The sequence below is a fragment of the Paraburkholderia sp. AV2 genome (assembly GCF_054968425.1).
Genome location: NZ_JBANLK010000026.1, coordinates 70,597 through 95,340, shown reverse-complemented (window position 1 = coordinate 95,340; position 24,744 = coordinate 70,597). Strand labels below are relative to the sequence as shown.

23 protein-coding genes and 1 pseudogene are annotated in these 24,744 nt (G+C 65.1%); 14 read left to right on the top strand and 10 right to left on the bottom strand.

The genetic code is table 11. The annotated features are described in order from the left end of the window. From V8683_RS18815 to V8683_RS18805, 3 genes are all read left to right on the top strand, one after another. On the top strand, positions 1-1,180 hold a 1,180-nt coding region (locus V8683_RS18815), incomplete at its 5' end, for a GMC family oxidoreductase (RefSeq protein WP_462880664.1). Continuing rightward, on the top strand, positions 1,181-2,686 hold the full coding sequence (locus V8683_RS18810) for an aldehyde dehydrogenase family protein (protein WP_411190154.1): 1,506 nt from the start codon (positions 1,181-1,183) through the stop codon (positions 2,684-2,686). Between the two features lie 314 nt (positions 2,687-3,000). Next, positions 3,001-4,248, top strand: a complete 1,248-nt coding sequence (locus tag V8683_RS18805; protein ID WP_411190152.1) for an MFS transporter — start codon at positions 3,001-3,003, stop codon at positions 4,246-4,248. 63 nt (positions 4,249-4,311) lie between these two features. Here V8683_RS18805 and V8683_RS18800 read toward each other — a convergent pair. From V8683_RS18800 to upp, 10 genes and pseudogenes are all read right to left on the bottom strand, one after another. Further along, positions 4,312-4,546 (bottom strand): annotated as a pseudogene (locus V8683_RS18800) (DUF932 domain-containing protein); the annotation flags it as partial. Between the two features lie 35 nt (positions 4,547-4,581). Continuing rightward, positions 4,582-6,051, bottom strand: a complete 1,470-nt coding sequence (rng, locus tag V8683_RS18795; protein ID WP_411190150.1) for a ribonuclease G — start codon at positions 6,049-6,051, stop codon at positions 4,582-4,584. 9 nt (positions 6,052-6,060) lie between these two features. Then, a complete protein-coding gene (locus V8683_RS18790; RefSeq protein WP_411190148.1) occupies positions 6,061-6,684 on the bottom strand; it encodes a Maf family protein in 624 nt (207 codons plus the stop codon). Between the two features lie 139 nt (positions 6,685-6,823). Then, positions 6,824-7,294, bottom strand: a complete 471-nt coding sequence (gene rlmH, locus V8683_RS18785; RefSeq protein ID WP_027795514.1) for a 23S rRNA (pseudouridine(1915)-N(3))-methyltransferase RlmH — start codon at positions 7,292-7,294, stop codon at positions 6,824-6,826. 19 nt (positions 7,295-7,313) lie between these two features. Further along, entirely contained in the window at positions 7,314-7,895 is a 582-nt protein-coding gene (rsfS, locus tag V8683_RS18780) for a ribosome silencing factor (RefSeq protein ID WP_411190146.1), read from the bottom strand. Positions 7,896-7,897: 2 nt separating this feature from the next. Then, positions 7,898-8,614 (bottom strand): nicotinate-nucleotide adenylyltransferase, encoded by a 717-nt coding sequence (locus V8683_RS18775; protein WP_411190144.1) that lies wholly within the window; start codon positions 8,612-8,614, stop codon positions 7,898-7,900. Positions 8,615-8,632: 18 nt separating this feature from the next. Continuing rightward, positions 8,633-9,604 carry an oxygen-dependent coproporphyrinogen oxidase gene (gene hemF / locus V8683_RS18770; protein WP_411190143.1) on the bottom strand — a complete coding sequence of 324 codons (972 nt, stop codon included), beginning with the start codon at positions 9,602-9,604 and terminating at the stop codon, positions 8,633-8,635. A gap of 282 nt (positions 9,605-9,886) precedes the next feature. After that, the gene (gene purD, locus V8683_RS18765) at positions 9,887-11,161 is read right to left on the bottom strand and encodes a phosphoribosylamine--glycine ligase (protein ID WP_411190141.1); all 1,275 of its coding nucleotides are present in this window, start codon (positions 11,159-11,161) and stop codon (positions 9,887-9,889) included. A 106-nt stretch (positions 11,162-11,267) separates the two neighbouring features. Further along, positions 11,268-11,996 (bottom strand): YebC/PmpR family DNA-binding transcriptional regulator, encoded by a 729-nt coding sequence (locus V8683_RS18760; RefSeq protein ID WP_411190139.1) that lies wholly within the window; start codon positions 11,994-11,996, stop codon positions 11,268-11,270. A 431-nt stretch (positions 11,997-12,427) separates the two neighbouring features. Next, a complete protein-coding gene (gene upp / locus V8683_RS18755) occupies positions 12,428-13,078 on the bottom strand; it encodes a uracil phosphoribosyltransferase (protein ID WP_411190137.1) in 651 nt (216 codons plus the stop codon). 239 nt (positions 13,079-13,317) lie between these two features. On the opposite strand from upp, the gene V8683_RS18750 reads away from it, so the two are divergent. The 11 genes from V8683_RS18750 (at position 13,318) to sugE (ending at position 24,644) form a co-directional block, all read left to right on the top strand. Then, positions 13,318-14,097 (top strand): SDR family oxidoreductase, encoded by a 780-nt coding sequence (locus V8683_RS18750; RefSeq protein WP_411190136.1) that lies wholly within the window; start codon positions 13,318-13,320, stop codon positions 14,095-14,097. A 71-nt stretch (positions 14,098-14,168) separates the two neighbouring features. Further along, entirely contained in the window at positions 14,169-14,558 is a 390-nt protein-coding gene (locus V8683_RS18745; RefSeq protein ID WP_411190135.1) for a methylglyoxal synthase, read from the top strand. A gap of 51 nt (positions 14,559-14,609) precedes the next feature. Then, positions 14,610-15,584 carry a quinone oxidoreductase family protein gene (locus V8683_RS18740; RefSeq protein WP_411190134.1) on the top strand — a complete coding sequence of 325 codons (975 nt, stop codon included), beginning with the start codon at positions 14,610-14,612 and terminating at the stop codon, positions 15,582-15,584. Between the two features lie 190 nt (positions 15,585-15,774). Continuing rightward, complete coding sequence (locus V8683_RS18735; protein WP_411190133.1) at positions 15,775-15,900, top strand: potassium ABC transporter ATPase; 126 nt, start codon at positions 15,775-15,777, stop codon at positions 15,898-15,900. Continuing rightward, entirely contained in the window at positions 15,897-15,989 is a 93-nt protein-coding gene (kdpF, locus tag V8683_RS18730; RefSeq protein ID WP_027795505.1) for a K(+)-transporting ATPase subunit F, read from the top strand. The genes V8683_RS18735 and kdpF overlap by 4 nt, the downstream gene beginning before the upstream one ends. After that, on the top strand, positions 15,986-17,791 hold the full coding sequence (gene kdpA, locus V8683_RS18725) for a potassium-transporting ATPase subunit KdpA (protein WP_411190132.1): 1,806 nt from the start codon (positions 15,986-15,988) through the stop codon (positions 17,789-17,791). The genes kdpF and kdpA overlap by 4 nt, the downstream gene beginning before the upstream one ends. A 16-nt stretch (positions 17,792-17,807) precedes the next feature. Then, on the top strand, positions 17,808-19,895 hold the full coding sequence (gene kdpB, locus V8683_RS18720) for a potassium-transporting ATPase subunit KdpB (protein ID WP_411190131.1): 2,088 nt from the start codon (positions 17,808-17,810) through the stop codon (positions 19,893-19,895). 28 nt (positions 19,896-19,923) lie between these two features. Next, a complete protein-coding gene (gene kdpC / locus V8683_RS18715; protein ID WP_411190130.1) occupies positions 19,924-20,514 on the top strand; it encodes a potassium-transporting ATPase subunit KdpC in 591 nt (196 codons plus the stop codon). A gap of 155 nt (positions 20,515-20,669) precedes the next feature. Continuing rightward, positions 20,670-23,528, top strand: coding sequence for a DUF4118 domain-containing protein (locus V8683_RS18710; RefSeq protein ID WP_411190129.1), 2,859 nt, complete (start codon positions 20,670-20,672; stop codon positions 23,526-23,528). Further along, a complete protein-coding gene (kdpE, locus tag V8683_RS18705) occupies positions 23,521-24,219 on the top strand; it encodes a two-component system response regulator KdpE (protein WP_027795500.1) in 699 nt (232 codons plus the stop codon). Before V8683_RS18710 ends, kdpE begins: the two co-directional genes overlap by 8 nt. Positions 24,220-24,323: 104 nt before the next feature. Continuing rightward, on the top strand, positions 24,324-24,644 hold the full coding sequence (sugE, locus tag V8683_RS18700; RefSeq protein ID WP_411190128.1) for a quaternary ammonium compound efflux SMR transporter SugE: 321 nt from the start codon (positions 24,324-24,326) through the stop codon (positions 24,642-24,644). Positions 24,645-24,744: the final 100 nt, after the last annotated feature.

Here is a 24,744-nt window from a genome sequence, read left to right as displayed (position 1 = left end):
CTCGTCTGCTGGAACATCTTCAGCCGAGCTGAGCGGCCATTTTGAACTGGCCTTTAAGGCTGCCCAGGAACGGGGACTCTCGTACAACGACGACTTCAACGGAGAGCAGCAGGCCGGTATTGGCTTCTACCACACCACGACTTTCAACGGCGAGCGGGGGAGTACCGCCGCGACCTATCTGGCGGAGGTGCTCGGCCATCCGAGCCTGCGTGTTCTGACCAATAGCTCTGTCACACGAATACTCTTCAAGCAGAAACGTGCATCGGGTGTCGAATGGCGCTCAAAAGACGGAGAGGCAGGCAGCGCCACCGTACGCGGCGAAATCATTATGACGGCCGGCGCACTTGCGACCCCGAAGCTTTTGATGCTTTCCGGCATCGGGCCTGCCGAGCATCTGAAATCCTATGGGATTGATCTGATTCACGATTCCCCGAACGTGGGGATGAACTTCCAGGATCACCTGGAGGTGCCGATTTATGGTCGGGCAAAGGAACCGATCAGTCTGCTCGGTAACGATCGTGGACTTCGCGCATTGGAGCATGGCCTGCAGTGGAAGCTCTTCCGAACAGGTTTGCTGACGTCGAATGTCGTGGAGTGTGGCGGGTTTGTCGACACATCCGGTGGGAGTCGTCCCGATGTTCAGTTTCATGTTGTGCCCACGCTTGTTGGTGACGTGGAACGGCAACCTTTGTCGGGGCATGGAATAACTATCAGTCCATGCATTCTTCGGCCGAGATCGCGCGGTTCGGTGAGGTTGCGCAGCGATGACCCCAGGGATCCGATTCTGTTCGACAGCGGTGCTCTTTCCGACGATACAGACGTTGACACGCTTGTTCGCGGTGTGAAATTCGGTCGAACGATACTGCGTGCTCCATCATTGTCCCGTCTAATTCGGGAGGAATTGCTCCCGTCCGCAGAGACGGATGTTGGCGAAGATGCGCTCAGGGCATACGTGCGAGAGTATGCAAAGACTGTCTACCATCCGGCGGGCACATGCAGGATGGGGGGGCTGGCGGCGGTCGTGTCGCCGGAGCTTCGGGTCAACGGGGTCCAGGGACTTCGCATAGCCGACGCTTCGGTCATGCCCACTATCGTTTCCGGGAACACCAACGCGCCAACCATTATGGTCGCGGAGCGTTGTGCCGATTTCCTTCTCAACAACACGACTACGCCGGAGTGAGTGATGGCCCACAATCTGACCCAGGTGCTGCCCTCGGTACAGACGTTCATCGAGCGGATCCATGGCTTCTTTATCGATGGCCGATCTACGGCCGCGAGCACGGGTGCCTGTTTCGATGTATTCAACCCTGCCACGGGAACAGTCCTCGCGCGTGTCGCTGACTGCGGGAGTCAGGATGTCGAGGATGCCGTCGATTGTGCCCGTAGAACTTTCCAATCGCGTACCTGGTCAGGTCTTCGGCCGGCCGATCGCGAACGTATCCTTTTGCGTCTGGCGGACTTGCTCGAAACGCACGCGGAGGAACTAGCCCAGATCGAAACCCTGAACCAGGGGAAGTCGATCCGGCTGGCGAGAGGAATCGAAGTAGCCGGATCGGTAGAGTACACGCGATATATGGCCGGTTGGAGCACCAAGCTTGCCGGCGAAACGCTGGACGTGTCCATTGCGGCGCAGCCAGGTGCACGCTATACGGCGTTCACGCGACGGGAACCGGTGGGCGTTGTGGCGGCGATCGTGCCGTGGAATTTTCCACTCATGATTGCGGTGTGGAAACTGATACCTGCACTCGCGGCGGGGTGTACCGTGGTTCTGAAGCCCGCTGCGGAAACGCCGTTGACTGCCCTGCGTCTCGCAGAGTTGGCAATTGAGGCGGGCGTGCCGCCTGGCGTCTTCAATGTGGTAACAGGGAAGGATGCTCTCGTTGGTCAACTCCTCTCGGGTTCAACGAAAATCAACAAGATTACGTTCACGGGTTCAACCGCGGTGGGCAAAAAGGTCGGGCAAGCAGCCGTCGAGAGCATGGCACGCTTTGCGCTCGAACTCGGAGGCAAGAATCCCATGATCGTATTGGACGATGTGAATGTGGATAAAGCCGTACAAGGAGCGATTGCGGGCGCATTTTTCAATCAAGGACAGGTTTGCGCCGCCGTGTCACGCCTCTACGTCCATCGCAAACAGTTGGAATCCGTCGTTGATGGCATCGCTTCGGTCATACACTCGATGTCGTTCGGTAGTGGCATGGACGCCGACGCCGATATCAATCCGCTGGTGTCTGAGCGGCATCAGCATTCCGTCTTTAATCGCGTTGATATGGCGCGGGACGAGGGGGCTCAACTTATCGTGGGTGGGCAGATCCCTGATCTTCCGGGTTATTTTATGGAGCCGACTCTCTTCGTTGCCGAGCCATCAATGGATTCCAGGGTGGTCAAGGAAGAGATCTTCGGGCCGGTGCTCACGGTTGTGCCCTATGACAACATTGATCAGGCGGTCCAAATGGCGAACGACTCGGTCTATGGATTGGCGGCGAGCTTGTGGACGGAAAATCTCGCCAGCGTAATGAATCTAATACCGCAGATTCAGGCGGGAACAGTGTGGGTTAACACACACCTTCCTCTCGACCCGAGTTTGCCATTCGGGGGGATGAAGCAATCCGGCATGGGGAGGGAGTTTGGGGCACATGCCGTTGAGAGCTTTACTGAGTTGAAATCCATCTGCATTTCACATTAGGCAGAAACGCCTGCGCTATACCTCTCCTCGGGCGTCGCATCAATGCATAGCTTCGGACGAACGATGAGTCGTCAAGGCCGCCGTTCGTCATTGAAGGCCCTCCCAGAGGGGCTGGGAGCCACGGGGTATTGACGTATCTCCAGGCAGCGATGTCCATCTCTTGGTGGACAGACGCAGATCAATAAATTGTCGAATATTTGTACGGTAAGGCACCAAACAATTTCGCGTTTCCAGTGGAAAGCGTAAGCGGTGTATCTTGCTGAATTCGAAAAATAATTATGTAGTAGTTTTAATAAAATTTGGAGACAAACTACGTGAATCTCGGAAATCAGTCGGAGTGGGACGTAAGCTACGAGTGGAAAGCGGTATTGTTGCTTTCGCTTGGATTCGGGTTGGTCGGTGTCGATAGATTTGTGATCGTTCCGTTATTCCCGGTCATCATGAAAGATCTTCACCTCGATTATCAGGATCTCGGCCATATAACCGGTGCGCTTTCTCTTTCTTGGGGTCTGGCGTCCATCTTCATGGGGCGCTTGTCGGATCGAATTGGTCTCCGGAAGGTCATCATTCCCGCGCTCATCCTGTTCTCCCTGCTCGTGGGACTGAGTGGACTAGCAACTGGGTTGACCTCCCTTGTACTCGTTCGCGTAGTTATGGGGCTGTGTGAGGGCGCTTACGCACCTGCCAGCATCACGGCAACCCTGAATGCATCGAAACCGTCGCGCCATGGTCGCAATATCGGCCTCCAGCAGGCCTTGAATCCACTCCTGGGACTCGGTCTTGCACCAATCATCGTGACGCAGTTGCTCAGATTTGTTTCGTGGCATTTCATCTTTCCCATCGTGACGTTACCAGGACTGGTTCTGGCGTTTTTCATGTGGAAAGTCCTGCGAAACACGGATGGCACGCCTCCTCAGCGACAGATTAGGAATCCCCAGGAAGCATCGCATAAGTGGACAGACCTGTTCGGATATCGAAACATTCCTCTGAATCTATTGAATATGGGCTGCTGGCTCACCTGTCTGGTATTGCTGAGTGCCTTTCTTCCAAGTTATCTCGTCGATCATCAGGGGATGGATGTCCAAAAAATGGGCTATGTCCTGTCGGCAATGGGATTTGGCAGCACGATTGGAACCATCCTGATGCCCATGATTTCCGATTTTATCGGGCGTAAGACGGTTATGGTGATTTCCGTAATAGGCACCGCCGCTTTCTTGATTCTTCTGATCAACACAGGTCGCGACCCGGTTTCCCTGTTTTTCTATCTGTTAATGACCCTCGTTTTCGTGTTCGGAATGATCGCTCTGACGGTAGGGCCGCTCACCGGTGAATCGGTGCCAGCTAACCTGATGTCGAGTGCAGCAGGACTTGTCAGCGGAGTAGGCGAGTTCATTGGTGGCGCGCTGGCACCTGTGGTAGGTGGCTATGTGGCAAAACACTTCGGCATCCAGTATCCGATGTACCTGTGTGTCGTAGCCGTCACGATTGGATTTCTCGGCGTACTCTGTTTAAAAGAAACCGCTCCCCGGTCTTCCGGTGCCCCCTCGGCGGTTGTTGAATAAAGGACAACGTCAATTGGGCAGCGAACTGCTTTAGCTCAGTTCGTTGCTTTCAAGGATTCCCGATCAATAAAAGAAAAACAGGATGAGTTTCTCGTTCTGGTCGATGCTCGTGATGGGGCGTATGGATACCGCGCGCCCGTTACGCGAGCGCCCGCGCAGGCCGCCCTTGGTGAGGTTTTCCTGTACGCGGTTGACACTGTTCAGAGGTCGTCCCGGCGATCCTCACAGCGGCGCGGGGCGAGTAGCTGGCTTTCGGTGACGGGGCCGGGGCTTCGGCGTCGGTCGGGTCGTAGCGCAAATGGTTTAGTCGGTGTTCGTCGGAACTCGGTGGCCCTACATCAGAACGATGTCGTACTGCTCCTGGCTCAAATTCGACTCCACCTGCAGCGACACCGGCTTGCCGATGAAATCGATCAGCATGGCCAGGTGTTGCGATTCTTCTTCGAGAAACAGGTCGATCACCTGCTGTGAAGCGACCACGCGGAATTCGCGTGGATTGAACTGCCGCGACTCGCGCAGGATTTCGCGCAGAACGTCGTAGCAGACCGTGCGCGAGGTCTTCACCTGGCCTTTGCCAAGGCAGGTGGGGCACGGCTCGCACAGCACATGCGCGAGCGATTCGCGCGTACGCTTGCGTGTCATTTCGACAAGCCCCAGTTGCGAGAAACCGTTCACCGTCACGCGTGTGCGGTCGCGGGCGAGCGCCTTCTTCAGTTCGCCCAGCACCTGATCGCGGTGCTCGAGGTTCTCCATGTCGATGAAGTCGATGATGATCACGCCGCCCAGGTTGCGCAGCCGCAGTTGCCGGGCGATCGTGTGCGCCGCTTCGAGGTTGGTCTTGAAGATCGTGTCGTCGAAGTTGCGCGCGCCCACGTAGCCGCCCGTGTTCACGTCGATCGTCGTCATCGCCTCGGTCTGGTCGATCACGAGGTAGCCGCCCGACTTCAGGTCCACGCGCCTCGACAGCGCGCGCTGGATCTCGGCCTCGATGTTGTAGAGGTCGAAGAGCGGTCGCTCGCCGGTGTAGTGGTGCAGCTTCGGTGAGACAGCCGGCGTGAATTCGCTCGCGAATTCCGAGAGCTTCTGGAAGGTCTCGCGCGAATCCACCTGCACGCGCGTCGTCTCTTCGTTCACGAAGTCGCGCAGCACGCGCTGCGCGAGGTTCAGGTCCTGATAGAGCAGGCTCGTTGCGGGCAGGCGCTGCCCCTGCGCGAGAATGGTCGCCCAGGTCTTGCGCAGGTAGGCGACGTCGGCGGCGAGCTCTTCGCTCGTGGCGTCCTCGGCGATGGTGCGCACGATGTAGCCGCCTTTCTCGTCGGCGGGCAGTACGGCGGTCAGGCGCGCACGCACGGCTTCGCGTTCGGCCTCGCTCTCGATCTTCTGCGAGATGCCGATGTGCGGCTCCTGCGGCAGATACACGAGCGTGCGCCCGGCAATGCTCACCTGCGTCGAGAGGCGCGCGCCCTTGGTGCCGATCGGATCCTTCACGACCTGCACCATGAGCGTTTGTCCTTCGAAGACGGTCTTCTCGATCGGCTGATGATGAACGGCCTGATGCGCTTCGCCGGCGATGCGCGGATGCCAGATATCGGCGACGTGAAGGAAGGCGGCACGTTCGAGGCCGATGTCGATGAAGGCGGACTGCATGCCCGGCAGCACGCGCACGACCTTGCCGAGATAGACGTTGCCGACGCGTCCGCGCGAGAGCGTGCGCTCGACATGAAGCTCCTGCACTGCGCCTTGCTGGACCAGCGCGACGCGCGTCTCCTGGGGCGTGACGTTGATCAGGATTTCTTCGTTCATGATGTTGTTCTAGAAGTCAATGCGCGCCGCGCGCAGCAGCGCGGCTGTTTCGAATAATGGCAAACCCATGATACCCGAATAGGACCCGTCGATTCGCTCGACGAACTCGGCTGCGCGCCCCTGGATGCCATAGGCGCCGGCCTTGCCGAACGGCTCGCCGCTCGCGACATAGCGGGCGATCGCGGCCGCTTCGGCGGGGGCGAAGCGCACGTGCGAGCGCGAAAGCGCGACGGGCAGGCAGGTTCCTTCGGCATCGACGACGGCCACTGCCGTGAGCACTTCATGATCGCGGCCGGCGAGCCGTTCGAGCATTGCGAATGCTTCGGCGGCATCGTGAGGTTTGCCGAGGATGTGCCCGTCGATCGTGACTGTGGTGTCGGCGGTGAGGATGGGCGCGTGCGCATGCGCGCCGGCCACGAGCCGCGCACGCGCCGCATCGGCCTTCGCCGCGCACACGCGCGTCACGTAGTCGGCCGCCGCTTCGCCGGGCAGCACGGCTTCGAGCGCTTCGGCGTCCTCGTCGGGGCGCGGCAGGAGGAGCTCGAAACGCACGCCGAGCTGTGCGAGCAGCTCCTGGCGGCGCGGGCTCTGCGAGGCGAGATAGACGTACGGATAAGTCGCGGTAGAGGACATCGGAGCGTCTCTGGCGGTGGCGGAAACCGGATGGGTCGGGTACAGGCGCCGCGTGGCGGGCGGGCTGCATGACACGGCGGCGCGCGGCGGCAGGCGACGGCGTGGCATGCCGCAGTGCAGTATGCCGCAGATGCCGCAATTACACGCGATGATAGGGGTGATTCTGCGTAATGGTCCAGGCGCGGTAAAGCTGCTCGGCCAGCAGCACCCGCACCATCGCGTGGGGCAGCGTGAGGCTCGATAGGCGCAGCAGCAGGTCGGCGCGCGCCTTCAGTTGCGGGTCGAGGCCGTCCGCGCCGCCGATCAGGAACGCCACGTCGCGCCCGTCCTGCTGCCAGCCGGGCAGCGCCTCGGCGAGCTGCATCGTGGTCCAGTCGCGGCCGCGCTCGTCGAGCGCCACGATGCGCGCGCTCTTCGGCAGCGCCGCTTCGATGCGCGTGCGCTCCGCGGCCATGACGCTTTCGGCGGAGCGGCCCGACGAACGCTGCTCGGGCTTCACCTCGCGCAACTCGATGCGCAGCTCGGGCGGCATGCGCTTCGTGTACTCCTCGAAGCCCTCGGCGATCCAGTCCGGCATCTTGTGGCCGACGGCGACGATATGCAGTTTCATCGGGCAGGGGCGGCGGGGCTCACTTGCCGGCGCTGCGGCGCGCGGCCGTCTTGCGCGCGGGGGCGCGGGCCGCCTTCGCCGCGGGCTTTGCGGCGCTCTTCTTGGCAGCAGGCCTGGCGGTTGCCCGGGTTGCCGGCTTTGCCGCGGCCTTCTTCGCGGGCGCCTTTTTCCTCACGGCGACCGGCGCTTCGTCTTCGATGTCCTCTTCGTCGTCGTCCATCGGTTCGCTCGGGCGCGCGCCCGAGAATCCGGTGTTGTTCGAGAGCTTGATGCGCACCGGCTTGTCGCCCCAGATTTCTTCGAGGTTGTAGTACTGGCGCAGCGCGGGCTGCAGGATGTGGACGATGGCGTCGCCGCAATCCACGAGCACCCATTCGCCGGTGTCCTCGCCTTCCGTGCTGACGATATCGCCGCCGGCTTCCTTGACCTTCTCGCGCACGCTGTTGGCGAGCGCCTTGGTCTGGCGGTTCGAGGTGCCGCTCGCGACGATCACGCGGTCGAACAGTTCGGTCAGATGGCTGGTGTTGAACACCTTGATGTCCTGTGCCTTGACGTCTTCGAGGCCGTCAATGATGACGCGTTGCAGTTTGCGGATGTCCATGTTTACCCGTGATACAGATGATGTTGAAGAATATAGTCCCACACGGCCGCGGGAACGGGCGCGGTGGTGTGCGTGCCGCCTTCGCGTGCGCCGCTTGCGCCTGCATCGCGGCACGCGCGGATGCGGCGGCGGATTTCGGTGGCCGAAACGTCGTAGGCGAGCTGTTCGTCGATCACGACGTGGCCGTGCGGCGTGGCCGCGAGCGCAGCGGGTGCCGCCCGGCGCCCGGCAACTTCGGCGGCCACCGCGCGCGGCAGCGCCGCGAAATCGAAGCCGGGGCGGCTCGCCACGCCCAGATGGGCAAGCTCGAATAGCTCGCGCCACGCCTGCCAGGTGTCGAGATGCAGCAACTGGTCGGCGCCCATCAGCAGCGTGAGCGAGCAGTCCGCGTTGCCTTCGCGGGCGCGAAAGCGCCGCAGCGTCTCGACCGTGTAGGTGGGGCCGTCGTGCTCGATTTCGTCGGTGTCGACCGTGACCGCGACGCCCGGCAGCACGAGCGAGCCGGCGGCCGCGCGCGTCATCGCGAGCCGGTGGACGGCCGCGCTCACCTCGGGCTTCTGCCACGGCTGGCCGGCCGGCAGCAGGACCAGTTCCGTGAGGTCGAGCAATTCGGCAAAGCGCCGCGCGAGCGCGAGATGGCCCTCGTGGATCGGGTCGAAGGTACCGCCGAAGAGACCCACGCGGCGCGCGAGCGGTCGGGGCGGGAAGGCTGGGTTCACAGTGCAGGCATCACGGTGTCAGATCCAGTCGCGCGCCGGCAGGAAGTCGGCGTAGAGGCGCGCCTCGGGCGTGCCCGGCTGCGGCTGCCAGTCGTAGCGCCAGTTTGCCGTGGGCGGCATCGACATCAGGATCGATTCGGTGCGTCCGCCGCTTTGCAGACCGAAATGCGTGCCGCGGTCCCAGACCAGATTGAATTCGACGTAGCGGCCGCGCCGGTACGCCTGGAAGTCGCGCTCGGCTTCCCCGTACGTCAGGGTGCGGCGTTTCTCGATGATCGGCAGATAGGCCGTGAGGAAGGCTTCGCCGACGCTCTTCGTGAGCGCGAACGCCTGTTCGAAGCCGCCCTCGGCGTAGTCGTCGAAGAAAATGCCGCCCACGCCGCGCGCTTCGTTGCGGTGCTTCAGGAAAAAATACTCGTCGCACCAGCGCTTGAAGCGCGGGTACAGGCTTTCGCCCCAAGGGGAGACCGCGTCGCGGCAGACGCGGTGGAAGTGCTGCGCGTCTTCCTCGAAGCCGTAGTACGGCGTGAGGTCCATGCCGCCGCCGAACCAGAACACCGGCGCCTCGCCGGCCTTCGTGGCGAGCAGCATGCGCACGTTCATGTGCACGGTCGGGCAGTACGGATTGCGCGGGTGCAGCACGAGCGAGACGCCCATCGCCTCGAAGCCGCGTCCGTTGAGTTCGGGGCGTGCCGCCGTGGCCGAGGGCGGCAGGGCGTCGCCCGCGACATCGGAGAAGCCGATACCCGCGCGTTCGAAGAACTGGCCGCCTTCGAGGATGCGCGTGCAGCCGCCGCCGCGCAGCTTCTCGCCCGGCGCACGCTGCCAGCGGTCGGTGGCGAACGGCGTGCCGTCGAAGGCGCCGAGCGCGTCGGCGATCTGCGTCTGCAGGCCCGAGAGCCAGGCGCGAACAGCCGCGCTGTCGGCGCCGGTAGCGCCGTCGGAGTTGGCGCGCGCGTCTTGCGCGCCGGGGCGGGTCGAATCGGTCATCGGTGAAAAAGCGGGCGGCGTGCCCTGATCGTACTGGCGGCGTCGCGGGTTGGTCGCGGGTTGATTCTGGGGCCGGCGTCGCGCGTTCCTGCGAGCCTGGCGGGGCCGACAGCGGCAGTGTAGCGCCGATCGGGCCGGCGCCGGATCGCCGTGCGGCGGTACCTGTGGTGCCAGCGATACGACAAGGCCGGACGCGGCCAGCGTGCTCCAGGCGTTGCGTGCTGAAATGGCGGCCGGATCGTGCCTGCGCATTTCCGCGCGGCACGATCTGGCCGTTTGCGCCTACTGCTTGCGGCCGACCGCGCGGTAGCCGATGTCGTGGCGATACTGCATGCCGTCGAAGGAGATCCGGTTGACGGTCTCATAGGCCACCGACTGGGCGCTGCGCACCGAGTCCGCGAGGCCCACCACACACAGCACGCGGCCGCCCGAGGTGACGAGCTTGCCGTCCACGAACTGTGTGCCCGCGTGGAAGGTCACCGAGTCGGCGGTTTCGGCCGGGATGTCGCTGATGCGGTCGCCCTTGCGCGGCGTATCCGGGTAATTGTGCGCCGCCAGCACGACGCCAAGCGCCGTGCGGCGGTCCCATTCGAGCTCGACCTGGTCGAGCGTGCCGGCAATGGCGTGCTCGAAGACCTTCGGGAAGTCGCCTTTCAGGCGCGCCATGATCGGCTGCGTTTCCGGGTCGCCCATGCGGCAGTTGAATTCGAGCGTCTTCGGATTGCCCTGCGCGTCGATCATCAGCCCGGCGTAGAGGAAGCCCGTGAAGCGGATGCCTTCTTTCTCCATGCCGGCCACGGTCGGCAGGATGATTTCGCGCATCACGCGCGCGTGCAGTTGCGGCGTGACGATGGGCGCGGGCGAGTAGGCGCCCATGCCGCCCGTGTTCGGGCCCTGGTCGCCATCCTGCAGGCGCTTGTGGTCCTGGCTCGAAGCGAGCGCAAGCACGTGCTTGCCGTCCACCATGACGATGAAGCTCGCTTCCTCGCCGGCAAGGAATTCCTCGATCACGACGCGCGCGCCGGCGTCGCCGAGCTTGTTGTCGGCGAGCATCGAGTCGATCGCCTGGTGCGCCTCCTCCAACGTCATCGCCACCACTACGCCCTTGCCCGCGGCGAGGCCGTCCGCCTTGATGACGATGGGCGCGCCGTTTTTCTCGACGTAGGCGTGGGCGGCGCTCGCGTCCGAGAAGGTCTCGTAGGCGGCGGTCGGGATGTGGTGGCGCTTCATGAACGCCTTGGCGAAGTCTTTCGAGCTTTCGAGCTGCGCGGCCTCCTTCGTCGGGCCGAACACTTTCAGGCCGCGCGCGCGGAACACATTGACGATGCCGGCCGCGAGCGGCGCTTCCGGCCCGATCACGGTGAACGCGACCTGCTCGCGCTCGGCGAAGTCGGCGAGCGCGTGGATGTCCGTGATGTCGACGTTGGCGAGCCGCTCGTCCTGCGCGGTGCCGCCGTTGCCCGGTGCGACGTAGACGAGCTGCACGCGCGGCGTCTGGGCGAGTTTCCACGCCAGCGCATGTTCGCGGCCGCCAGAACCGACGACGAGTAACTTCATGTGTATCCCCGAAAGACCAGAACCAGAAACAGTTGCGGCCGGCGCTTGCCGTGCCGGCCGTGGAAAACGTGGGCGGGGCGGATGCCCTTGCGCGTCGGCGCGGCGCTTACTCCTCGGCGATCGACGCGTTGGTGTACACCTCCTGGACGTCGTCCAGGTTTTCGAGCGCGTCGAGCAGCTTCTGCATCTTCACGGCATCGTCGCCCGTGAATTCGACTTCCGTCTGCGGCTTCATGGTCACTTCGGCCATTTCCGCCTTGAAGCCCGCGGCTTCGAGCGCAGCCTTCACCTTCGGGAAGTCGAACGGCGGACACACCACCTCGATGCTGCCGTCGTCGTTGGTCACGACGTCGTCGGCGCCGGCTTCGAGCGCGGCGTCCATCAGCTTGTCCTCGGCCGTGCCCGGCGCGAACACGAACTGGCCGACGTGATCGAACATGAACGCCACCGAGCCGTCCGTGCCCATGTTGCCGCCGAACTTCGAGAACGCATGGCGCACTTCCGCGACGGTGCGGGTGCGGTTGTCGGTCATCGTGTCGACGATGATGGCCGCGCCGCTGATGCCGTAGCCTTCGTAGCGGATTTCCTCGTAGTTCGCGCCGTCCACGCCGCCCACGCCGCGCTGGATGGCGCGGTTGATGTTGTCCTTGGGCATGTTGGCGTCGTAGGCTTTGTCGACGGCCAGCCGCAGGCGCGGGTTCGAGTCGATGTCGCCGCCGCCCATGCGCGCCGCCACCTGGATTTCCTTGATGAGACGCGTCCAGACCTTGCCGCGCTTCGCGTCAGCAGCGGCTTTCTTGTGCTTGATGTTGGCCCATTTCGAATGACCCGCCATACCTTTCTCCGTCGCATGCGCCGGCGCGGGCGCGTGCAGTGTGCAATATGCAGTTGTCGATGCGTGTTCGCGGGCGCGGGCCTCGTGCGCAACGCCCGCGCAATGCCTTGGTGCGGCGCGCGGCCGGGGCACCCAGGCGTGTCTTGTCCGCCGGTTTGCCCGCCCGTGCGCGAGGCGCCGCCGGCGGCGCGTCCCGGCCGGCTTCGTCTCGCCTTGTTCGGCTTTGCGCTGCTTTGTCCTGCCAGGTCGCGCCAGGGCCGATTGGCTCGCGAAAGCGCGGCGAACGCCCCGGATGCCCGTTCAGGTGGATCTGAATTTTATCACGGCGGGGCCGTCCGGCCTTGCCCCGGGATGCGGGAAAGGCCGGATTGCAGGGGCAGCGCAGGCGCGTGCGTGCGGGTGCCTGCGCCAGACACGACGCCGCAGCGTCCCTAGTTCTTCGTGCCGAACAGGCGGTCGCCGGCATCGCCGAGACCGGGCACGATGTACGCGTGGTCGTTGAGGTGCGAGTCGAGCGACGCCACGTAGAGCTTCACGTCCGGATGGGCCTTCTGGAATACCTCGACGCCCTCGGGCGCCGCAACGAGCGCGAGGAACGAGATGCGCTCGCCCGTCACGCCGCGGCGCTTGAGCACGTCGATGGCGTGAGCCGCCGAATAGCCGGTCGCGACCATCGGGTCGCACAGGATAAAGTTGCGGTCTTCGAGGTCCGGCAGGCGTACGAGGTATTCCACGGGGCGGTGGTCGTCGGCCCGGTACACGCCGATGTGGCCGACGCGCGCCGACGGGATCAGTTCGAGCAGCCCGTCGGACATGCCCACGCCCGCGCGCAGCACCGGCACGATCGCAAGCTTCTTGCCGGCGATCACGGGCGCGTCCACGTCCACGAGCGGCGTTTGCACGCGGCGCGTGGTCATGGGCAGATCGCGCGTGATCTCGTAGCCCATCAGAAGCGTGATTTCACGCAGCAACTCGCGGAACGTCCGCGTGGACGTGTCCTTGTCGCGCATGTGGGTCAGCTTGTGCTGGATCAGCGGGTGGTCGAGGATGAAGAGGTTGGGGAAGCGGCTGTCCTGTTTCATGGCGGGCGCGCAAGGCTGCAAGAGGAATCGGGGAACAGCCGCAAGTATACGGGAACTGCCTCCTTTCGGACATGCGCGGGACGTCCGCCGGGCCTCGCCCGCGCATGCCCGGCATGCGCGGACGGGACAGGCGCGCCGGCTGCGATTCTTCTAGAATCCCGGAAAGGCGGAGCGGCCGTTCGCGGCGGCTTTTTACGCAATTCGCAATTGTCGTGTTTTCCGGACCAGGACCGAACCCTATGGACATGGGCATCGCAGGACGCAGCGCGCTGGTGTGCGCGGCGAGCAAGGGCCTCGGCCGCGGCTGCGCCGAAGCGCTGGCGGCCGAGGGCGTCAACGTCACGATCGTCGCGCGCACGCGGGAGACGCTGGAGCAAACCGCCGAAGCGATCCGCGCGAGCACGGGCGTCCGGGTGAGCGCCGTGGCGTGCGACATCACGACGGCCGAAGGCCGCGCCGCCGCGCTGGCCGCCTGCGGCGAGCCGGACATCCTCGTCAACAACGCGGGCGGGCCGCCGCCGGGCGATTTCCGCAGCTTTACGCACGAGGCCTGGACGGCCGCGCTCGAGGCCAACATGCTCACGCCGATCGCGCTGATCCAGACGACCATCGACGGCATGATCGCGCGCGGTTTCGGGCGCATCGTCAACATCACCAGCTCTTCCGTGAAGGCGCCGATCGACGTGCTCGGCCTCTCCAACGGCGCGCGCTCGGGCCTGACCGGCTTTGTCGCGGGCATCGCGCGCCAGGTCGCGGCCACCGGCGTGACGATCAACAATCTGCTGCCGGGCGCCTTCGACACCGACCGCATCCAGGCGACCATCGTCGCCCAGGCGAAGGCCAGCAACCGCCCGATCGAGGAAGTGCGCGAGCGCCGCATCGCGACGATTCCGGCGCGCCGCTTCGGCACGCCCGACGAGTTCGGGCGCGCCTGCGCGTTCCTGTGCAGCGTGCATGCAGGCTACATTACCGGTCAGAACTGGTTGATCGACGGCGGCGCTTACCCCGGGACGTTCTGAGCCGGCAAATTCCGGGCACCCCCAACCCGACTTCAACGCCATACCACCCGAAACGAAGGAGCATCGAAGCCATGCCAACCCGCGTCGCGCTTATCGCGCACGACCACAAGAAGGACGACATCGTCAAACTGGCGGGCGAATACGCCGATGCCCTGCGCCAATGCGACATCATCGCGACGGGGACGACCGGCTCGCGCATCGAGGCGGCGCATGGCCTGAAGGTCGAGCGCATGCTCTCCGGCCCGCACGGCGGCGACCTGCAGATCGGCGCGCAACTGGCCGAGGGCCGCGTGGACATGGTGATCTTCCTGCGCGACCCGATGACGCCGCAGCCGCACGAGCCCGACATCAACGCGCTCGTGCGCGCGTGCGACGTGCACAACGTGCCGTGCGCCACCAATATCTCGACGGCGCGCATGGTGCTGGAGGTGCTGCGGCTGCGTCTCGCCGGCGCGGCCTGAACGCCCGCCGCCCGCCACCGCCCGTACACCGCACACAGTGGAGAAGACACAATGAGCAAAGCAATCCGTATCGAGAAGACTGGCGGCCCCGAGGTCATGCAGTGGGTGGACGTCGAAGCGGGCGAGCCGGGCGAGGGCCAGATTCGCCTGAAGCAGACGGCATGCGGCCTGAACTACATCGACGTGTACTTTCGCACCGGCCTCTATCCGCAGCCGCTGCCCGCCGGGCTCGGCATGGAGGCGGCGGGCGAGGTGAGCGCGGTGGGGCCGGGCGTGAGCGATCTCAAGGTGGGCGACCGCGTGGCCTACGTCGCGCGGCCGCCGGGCGCCTATGCGCAGGAGCGCGTGCTGCGCGCCGACCAGGTGATCCGCCTGCCCGAGGCGATCAGCGACGAGGCTGCCGCTTCGATCATGCTGCAGGGCCTGACCGCGCAATATCTGCTGCGCCGCACGTATCGCGTGAAGGCCGGCGACACGATCCTCATCCAGGCCGCGGCGGGCGGTGTGGGCCTCCTCGTGTGCCAGTGGGCGAAGGCGCTCGGCGCGACGGTGATCGGCACCGTGGGCTTCGACGAAAAAGCGCAGATTGCGAAGGCTCACGGCTGCGACTATCCCATCGTCTACACGCGCGAGGACTTCACGGCGCGCGTGCGCGAGATCACGAACGGCGCGGGCGTGCCGGTGGTGTACGACTCGATCGGCAAGGATACCTTCACGAAGTCGCTCGACTGCCTGGCGCCGCTGGGATTGTTCGTGAGCTTCGGCAACGCGTCGGGGCCGCTGCCGCCGATCGATTCGTCGGAGTTCGCCGGACGCGGGTCGCTCTTTTTCACGCGCCCCACGCTCTTTAGCTATATCGCCAAACGCAGCGACTACGAGTCGATGTCTGCGGAACTGTTTGAGGTCGTGAGTTCGGGCAAGGTGAAAACGTCGATCAATCAGCGCTACGCGCTCAAGGACGTGGCGCAGGCCCACGCCGATCTCGAAGCGCGCCGCACGACCGGCTCGACGATCCTGATCCCCTGAGTTTTCCTGAACGACGACCGTTGAGTCGTTTGCCGACATCAAGGCGCGCTGGCCTGGCCAGCGCGCCTTTTTCGTTGTGGCGCCATTTCCGCATGTTTACGAGATTTTTATACCACCCCCTCCATCTTTAATCCGTTCTTGACGTGCAAACCCTTACTGTTCCGGGCATCCGTCAATGGAGAACACGACAATGGATGTGCTGTACATCGGGGGGCTAGCGGTATTCGCGGGGCTCACATATGCGTTGATCGCCGGCTGCGAGAAGCTCATGCAGTACCGGCGCGCGGATCAAAGCACTACGGGAGCTCGTTCATGACCTGGATTCTGTGGCTGTCGGGAGCAGCGACGCTCTTGCTGTTCGTCTATCTGGTCCATGCGCTGCTGCGCGCGGAGGATATCGAATGAACGGCAACAATCTGCTGCAAACCGGGATTTTCATCGTCGTCCTGCTCGCGCTCGCCGTACCGGTCGCGGGCTATATCACGCGCGTGCTCGACGGACGCTCGCGTGTCGTGCGACTTTTCGCACCCGTCGAGAATCTCCTCTACCGTCTGGCCGGCGTCGATCGCGAGTCCGAAATGGGCTGGAAGCACTATGCGATCGCCACGATCTCGTTCAACGTCCTCGGCGTCGGGTTCCTCTACCTGCTGCTGCGCATCCAGGGCTGGCTGCCCGCCAATCCGCAGCAGTTCGGCCCGATGACGGTGGACGGCGCGTTCAACACGGCCGTTTCTTTCGTCACCAACACGAACTGGCAGGACTACACGCCCGAGCAGACCGTGAGCTATCTCACGCAGATGCTCGGCCTCACCGTGCAGAACTTCCTTTCGGCGGCGACGGGCATCGTGGTCGTGATCGCGCTGATCCGCGGTTTCGCGCGCCACTCGATGAAGACGATCGGTAACTTCTGGGTCGACCTCACGCGCACGACGCTCTACATTCTCGTGCCGATGGCCGCGATCATCGCTGCGCTCCTGATGAGCCAGGGCATGATCCAGAACTTCAAGTCGTATCAGGACGTGCCGACGCTGCAGACCACGACCTACGCCGCGCCCAAGCTCGACGCCCAGGGCAACCCGGTGAAGGACGCGCAGGGCAACGCCGTGACGGTCGACACGAAGGTCGCGACGCAGACGCTCGCGATGGGTCCGGTGGCTTCGCAGGTCGCCATCAAGATGCTCGGCACCAACGGCGGCGGCTTCTTCAATGCGAACTCGGCGCATCCGTACGAGAACCCCACGCCGTTCTCGAACATGGTCGAAATGATCGCCATCCTGATCATTCCGGCCGCGCTGTGTCTCGTGTTCGGCAACGTCATCGCGGACCGGCGCCAGGGGATTGCGGTGCTCGCGGTCATGACGATCGCGTTCGCGGTCGCGGTGGGCTTCGAGCTGAACGCCGAGCAGGCCGGCAATCCCATGCTGACGTCGCTGAACGTCGACCAGCACGCCAGCGCGCTGCAGGCCGGCGGCAACATGGAAGGCAAGGAAACGCGCTTCGGCATCGCGCAGACCGGCATCTTCGTCGTGACGACGACGGCGGCTTCGTGCGGCGCGGTGAACGCGGCGCACGACTCGCTCACGCCGCTGGGCGGCCTGGTTCCGATGCTGCTCATCCAGCTTGGCGAAGTGATCTTCGGCGGCGTAGGCTCCGGTCTCTACGGCATGCTCGTATTCGCGCTGCTCGCGGTGTTCGTGGCGGGTCTCATGATCGGCCGCACGCCGGAGTACGTGGGCAAGAAGATCGAGTCGTTCGAGATGAAGATGGTGGCGATCGTCGTGCTGCTCACGCCGATGCTCGTGCTCGTGGGCACCTCGATCGCCGTGCTGACCGATGCGGGCAAGGCGGGCATCGCCAACCCCGGCGCGCACGGCTTCTCGGAAATTCTGTATGCGTTCAGCTCGGCCGCGAACAATAACGGCAGCGCCTTCGCAGGGCTTTCGGTGAACACGCCGTTCTATAACTGGCTGCTCGCCATCGCCATGTGGTTCGGCCGCTTCGGCACCATCGTTCCGGTGCTCGCCATCGCTGGCTCGCTCGCCGGCAAGAAGCGCATCGCCGTTACCGGCGGCACGCTGCCCACGCACGGCCCGCTCTTCGTCGTCCTGCTGCTCGGCACCGTGCTGCTCGTCGGCGCGCTGACCTACGTGCCCGCGCTCGCCCTCGGCCCCGGCGTCGAGCATCTGATCATGATGGGCGTGCACTGAACAGGACTACTTGAAAATGAATCAGCATAGTGCAACACGGTCCATGTTCGATCCGGCGCTCGTGCGTCCGGCCATCGTGGACTCGTTCCGCAAGCTAAAACCGCGCACGCAGTTGCGCAACCCCGTGATGTTCTGCGTCTACGTGGGGAGCATCCTCACGACGATCCTCTCGGTCGCGGCGCTCATGGGCCAGGCCGAAGCGCCCGCGGGCTTCATTCTCGCGATCTCGCTCTGGCTGTGGTTCACGGTGCTCTTCGCGAACTTCGCCGAGGCGCTCGCCGAAGGCCGTTCGAAGGCGCAGGCCGCATCGCTGCGCCAGGCCAAGCGCGACGTGATGGCGAAGAAGCTCAACGAGCCGCATCCGAAGGCGCCCATCCGCATCATGACCGCTTCGGACCTGCGCCGCGGCGACGTGGTGCTCGTCGAAACCGGCGACACGATTCCCGCCGACGGCGAAGTGATCGAAGGCGTCGCCTCGGTCGACGAGTCGGCCATTACGGGCGAGTCGGCGCCGGTGATCCGCGAATCGGGCGGTGACTTTTCTTCGGTGACGGGCGGCACGCGCGTGCTCTCCGACTGGATCGTCGTGCGCGTCACGGCGAACCCGGGCGAGGCGTTCCTCGACCGCATGATCGCGATGGTGGAAGGTGCGAAGCGCCAGAAGACCCCGAACGAGATCGCGCTGACGATCCTGCTCGTGGCGCTGACGATCGTGCTGCTGCTCGCTACGGCGACGCTGCTGCCGTTCTCGATCTTCTCGGTCGAAGCCGCGAAGATGGGGCACGTCGTCACGATCACCGCGCTCGTCGCGCTGCTCGTGTGCCTGATTCCGACGACGATTGGCGGCCTGCTTTCGGCGATTGGCGTGGCGGGCATGAGCCGCATGATGCAGGCCAACGTGATCGCCACTTCGGGGCGCGCCGTGGAAGCCGCCGGCGACGTGGACGTGCTGCTGCTCGACAAGACGGGCACGATCACGCTCGGCAACCGCCAGGCGTCGGCGTTCGTCGCCGCGCCGGGCGTCAATGAAGAAGCGCTCGCCGATGCCGCGCAGCTTGCGTCGCTTTCGGACGAAACGCCGGAAGGCCGCAGCATCGTGGTGCTCGCGAAGCAGCGCTTCAACATTCGCCAGCGCGACATGGCGACGCTGCATCCGGTGTTCCTCGCGTTCAGCGCGCAGACCCGCATGAGCGGCGTGGATCTTCAGGGCCGCGAAATCCGCAAGGGCGCGGCCGATGCGATCAAGAACTACGTCGAAGCGCACGGCGGCCGTTTCCCGGCCGAAGTCGAGACGGCCGTGGACGACGTTGCGCGCCGCGGCAGCACGCCGCTCGTCGTGGCACAGCGCGCGGATGGCGCGAACGCCCAGGTGCTCGGCGTGATCGAGCTGAAGGACGTGGTGAAGGGCGGCATCAAGGAGCGCTTCGCCGAACTGCGCAAGATGGGCATCAAGACGGTGATGGTGACGGGCGACAACCGCCTGACCGCCGCTGCGATCGCGGCCGAAGCGGGCGTGGACGATTTCCTCGCCCAGGCCACGCCGGAGACGAAGCTCGCGACCATTCGCGAACATCAGGCGCAGGGCAAGCTCGTGGCGATGACCGGCGACGGCACCAACGACGCCCCGGCGCTCGCCCAGGCCGACGTCGCGGTGGCGATGAACACCGGCACGCAGGCCGCGAAGGAAGCGGGCAACATGGTCGACCTCGACTCGAACCCGACCAAGCTCATCGAGATCGTCGAGATCGGCAAGCAGATGCTGATGACGCGCGGCTCGCTTACGACGTTCTCGATCGCCAACGACGTCGCGAAGTACTTCGCGATCATCCCGGCGGCGTTCGCGACCACGTATCCGCAACTGCGCGTGCTCGACGTCATGCATCTGACCTCGCCGGCGTCGGCTATCCTTTCGGCGGTGATCTTCAACGCGCTGATCATCGTGATGCTGATTCCGCTGGCGCTCAAGGGCGTGAAGTACCGGCCGCTCGGCGCGGCGTCGCTGTTGCGTCGCAACCTGCTGGTGTACGGCCTCGGCGGCATTCTCCTGCCGTTCCCGTGCATCAAGCTGATCGACATGGTCCTTGCTGCCTGCGGCTGGGTCTGATCCGGCACACGAACATTCAGGAAAGCCTATGAAATCGCTGCAGTTTCCTTTGATACGTCCTCTCATCGTGATCTTCGCCGTGCTCACGGCGCTCACGGGTCTGGCCTATCCGGCCGTGATGACCGCGTTCGGCCAGGCGGTGTTCCACCGTCAGGCCAACGGCAGTCTCGTCGAAGTCGACGGCAAGGTGGTGGGCTCCGAGCTGATCGGCCAGCAGTTCGACGCGCCGCAGTACTTCTGGGGCCGCCTCTCGGCCACCTCGCCGAATCCGTACAACGCGACGAGCTCGGGCGGCTCGAACCTCGGCCCCACGAACCCGGCACTCGCCGACGAAGTCAAAGGCCGTATCGCCGCGCTCAAGGCGGCGGGCACCGACGTCTCGCAGCCGATCCCGGCCGACCTCGTGACCTCGTCGGGCAGCGGTCTCGATCCCGAGATTTCGCCCGCGGCGGCGGCGTATCAGATCGAGCGCGTCGCGAAGGCGCGCCACCTGAATCCGTCCGACGTACAGGCGCTCGTGGATCGCTACACGAAGGGCCGCCAGTTCGGCCTTTTCGGCGAGCCGCGCGTGAACGTGCTCGAGCTGAACCTCGCGCTCGACGGCAAGCAGGTCGGCTGACCGGCGCAGCCGACCCAACCGCACGCCGCGGCAAGCGCGGCGTGCGGTTTGCCGTTTTGTTTGCCATTCGGACGCCGCGGTGAGACGATCAGCATGACTCATCATGGCGCACCGACTCGCATGGTCAGAAGCGCACAACCCGAAATCCGATCCGCATGAACCGTCCCGATCCCGACGAACTGCTCGACCGACTCCAGCGCGACGAGGAAAAAGCGCGCCGCGGCAAGCTGAAGATCTTCTTCGGCGCGTCGGCGGGCGTGGGCAAGACCTACGCGATGCTGCAGGCTGCGCGCCGGCGCGCGGAGGAGAGCGTCGACGTCGTCGTGGGCATCGTCGAGACGCATGGGCGCAGCGAGACCGCCGCGCTCACGAGCGGACTCGACGTGCTGCCGCGCTCGCAGATTGCCTATCGCGGCCGCACGCTCGAAGAGTTCGATCTCGACGTCGCGCTCGCGAGGAAGCCGCAACTCGTGCTGGTCGACGAGCTCGCGCATTCGAACGTACCCGGCGCGCGCCACATGAAGCGCTGGCAGGACGTCTACGAGTTGCTCGACGCGGGCATCGACGTCTATACGACCGTCAATGTTCAGCACCTCGAAAGTCTGAACGACGTGGTCGGGCAGATCACGGGTATCCGCGTCTGGGAAACCGTGCCCGACCGCGTGTTCGATCACGCCGACGAAGTGACGCTCGTCGACCTGCCGGCCGAGGAACTGCTCGACCGCATGCGCGACGGCAAGGTCTATATGCCGGCGCAGGCCGAGCGCGCGGTACGTAACTTCTTTCGCAAGGGCAACCTCATCGCGCTGCGCGAACTCGCGCTGCGCCGCACGGCCGACCGCGTCGACGCGCAGATGCGCGAGTACCGCGCCGACCGCTCGATCCAGCACGTCTGGCAGGCGCGCGAGCGGCTGCTCGTTTGCGTCGGCCCGGGCGCCGAAGCCAACGCGCTCGTGCGCGCGGCGGCGCGCCTCGCGTCGAGCCTGAAGGCCGACTGGATCGCCGTCTATGTCGAAACGCCGAAGCTCCAGCGTCTGCCCGACGCGACGCGCGAGCGCACGCTCGGCGCGTTGAAGCTCGCCTCGGAGATGGGCGCGGAAACCGCCACGCTCGCGGGCGAAGACGCGGCCACGACGCTCGCGGGCTACGCGCGGCTGCGTAACGTCTCGAAGCTGGTCGCCGGCGCCTCGCTGCGCACGGGTGTCTCGCGCTGGCTGCGCCGGCCGTTTGGCGAACGTCTCGCGGAGAAAGCCGGCGACGTCGATCTCACGCTCGTACGCGCGGCGGCGGGCGATACCGCGCTAGCGCGCGAGCCGTCGGGCGCCGGCGCGGCCGCGCGCGCGGCGAACGCCTGGCGCGACGCCTTCGCGCCGGGCGGCGGCCATCGCTCGCCGCCGCGCGCGTATGCGGCGGCGCTCGTGATCTGTGCGTGCATCACGCTGGTCTCCAGCCAGTTGATCGATCGCATCGACCTCGCGAATCTCGTGATGCTGTATCTGCTCGGCGTGATCTTCACGGCGACGCGGCTCGGGCGCGGGCCCGGCGTGCTGCTCTCTTTCGCGAGCGTGGCGGCCTTCGACTTCTTCTTCGTACCACCGCGCATGTCGTTTTCGGTGAGCGACACGCAATATCTGCTCACTTTCATGGGCATGCTGCTGACCTCGCTCGTCATCAGCCACCTCACGTCGAGCCTGCGCCGCGAGGCGAGCATTGCCCAGCGCCGCGAGCAGCGCACGGGGGCGATGTACGCGATGGCGCGCGAGCTGGCGGCGGCGCTGACCACCGAGCAGATCGTCGGCATCGGCAGCCGCCACGTGAGCGAGGTGTTCGGCGCGCGCGTCGCACTTCTGCTGCCCGACAGCGTCGACAAGGTCCAGCAGAAGATCGAGGAGCCGGATCCGCAAATCATGCTCGACGCCGCGAGCCTCGATACCGACGTGGGGCAGTGGGTGTACGACCAGCAGAAGCCGGCCGGCCACGGCACCGACACGCTGCCGGCCGCGGTGGCCCGCTATCAGCCGCTCAAGGCGCCCATGCGCACGCGCGGCGTGCTCGCGGTCGTCACACGCGACCCGCACGAGCTGCAGGTGCCCGAGCAGCAGCGCATGTTCGACGCGTTCGCCGCCCAGATCGCGCTCGCGCTCGAACGCGTGCACTACGTCGACATTGCACGCGACGCCCTCGTGAACATGGAGTCGGAGCGGCTGCGCAACTCGCTGCTCTCGGCCATCTCGCACGACCTGCGCACGCCGCTCACGACGATCGTGGGTTTTTCGTCGATGCTCGCGCAAACCTGGGAAGCGACCGGCGCGCCCGAGGATCCACGTTCGGGAGAACTGATCGAATCGATTCACGACGAGGCGCTGCGCATGACCGGCATCGTCACGAACCTGCTCGACATGGCGCGACTGCAGGCGGGCAGCCTGAAACTGAACCGCCAGTGGACGCTGCTCGAAGAGACGGTGGGCGCGGCGCTCGCTGCGTGCCGGCGCGTGCTCGCGCGCCACCCCCTCCAGGTCAGGCTGGAGGAAGGCCTGCCGCTCCTGCAACTCGACGCCGTTCTCATGGAGCGGCTCTTCTCGAATCTGCTGGAGAACGCGGCGAAGTACACGCCGCCCGACACGCCGCTCGCCATCGGAGCGCGGCGCGTCGATATCGGTGGCGAACCGTTCGTGCGCGTGACGATCGACGACAACGGGCCGGGTCTGCCGGCCGGCATGGGCGAGCGCATCTTCGAAAAATTCACCCGCGGCGGGAAGGAATCCGCCAAGCCCGGCATCGGGCTCGGGCTCGCGATCTGCCGCGCAATCGTCGAGGCGCACGGCGGTACAATCGGCGCGGGCAACCGGGTCGACGACGACGGACGCGTGCTTGGTGCCTCGTTCTGGTTCGCGCTGCCCGTGGAGTCGCCGCCGCCGCTGCCCACGGACACGGAAGAGGGCGAGCCGGCCGCCGCGTCCCCCGCTCCCACCGAACTCAAACCCGCAGTCGATTCGAAGCCTTCCCATGAGTGATCCGAACATTGCCGTCGTCCTGATCGAGGACGAGAAGCAGATCCGGCGCTTCGTGCGCGCGTCGCTGGAAGGCGAGGGGATCGTCGTCCATGACGCCGAGACGGGCAAGCAGGGCCTCGTCGAGGCCGCCACGCGCAAGCCCGATCTCGTGATCGTCGATCTCGGCCTGCCCGATACCGACGGTCTCGACGTGATCCGCGAGCTGCGCGGCTGGAGCGACCTGCCCGTGATCGTGCTTTCGGCGCGCACCCAGGAAAGCGAGAAAGTGGCGGCGCTCGACGCCGGCGCCGACGACTATCTGACCAAGCCGTTCGGCGTCTCGGAACTGCTCGCGCGGATCCGCGCGCATCTGCGCCGGCGCAACCGCGGCGGCGCGAACGAAGCGCCGCAGGTGAGCTTCGGCGAAGTGACCGTCGACCTCGGCCTGCGCCAGGTGACACGGGCGGGCGCTCCGGTTCATCTGACCCCCATCGAGTACCGCTTGCTCGCCACGCTCGTGCGCGACGCGGGCCGGGTTCTCACGCACCGGCAACTGCTGCGCGAGGTGTGGGGCCCGTCGCACGTGGAGAGCAGCCACTATCTGCGCATCTATATGGCGCATCTGCGCCAGAAGCTCGAGCGCGACCCGGCGCAGCCCGAGCACATCGTCACCGAAACGGGCGTGGGTTACCGGCTGGTGGGCGTGCAGTGAGCAGGGGAGGACGGCTGGCGTTATAATTACAAATCTGTAAGGACGACCTTGCAGTTTTTTATTCGGTGCGGGGACGACCCCATTTTCAACATGGAGCGTCCTGTATGTCCTGGTTTCTTCTCCTCATCGCCGGCCTGCTCGAAGTGGCATGGGCCGCCGGTCTCAAGTCCTCCGACGGCTTCACGCGGCTGTGGCCGTCCGTTTTCACCATCGTCACCGCGCTCGGCAGCTTCGGGCTGCTGGCCATGGCCATGCGGCAGTTGCCGCTCGGCACGGCCTACGCCGTTTGGACCGGCATCGGCGCGGTGGGCGCGTTCATCTTCGGCATCGTCGCCATGGGCGAGACGCTTTCCGTCGCGCGTATCGCGAGTGCCGCGCTTATCGTGCTCGGGCTCGTGGGGCTCAAGCTGTCGTCGGCGGCCTGATAGAGGGGTGTGAGAGGGGGGGGGGCGGCGCCGCGCCTGTTGCTTCCGCGGCAAACCGACCTGCGGTGCAGCAAAATGCGTAGCTATAATGGAACGGTCA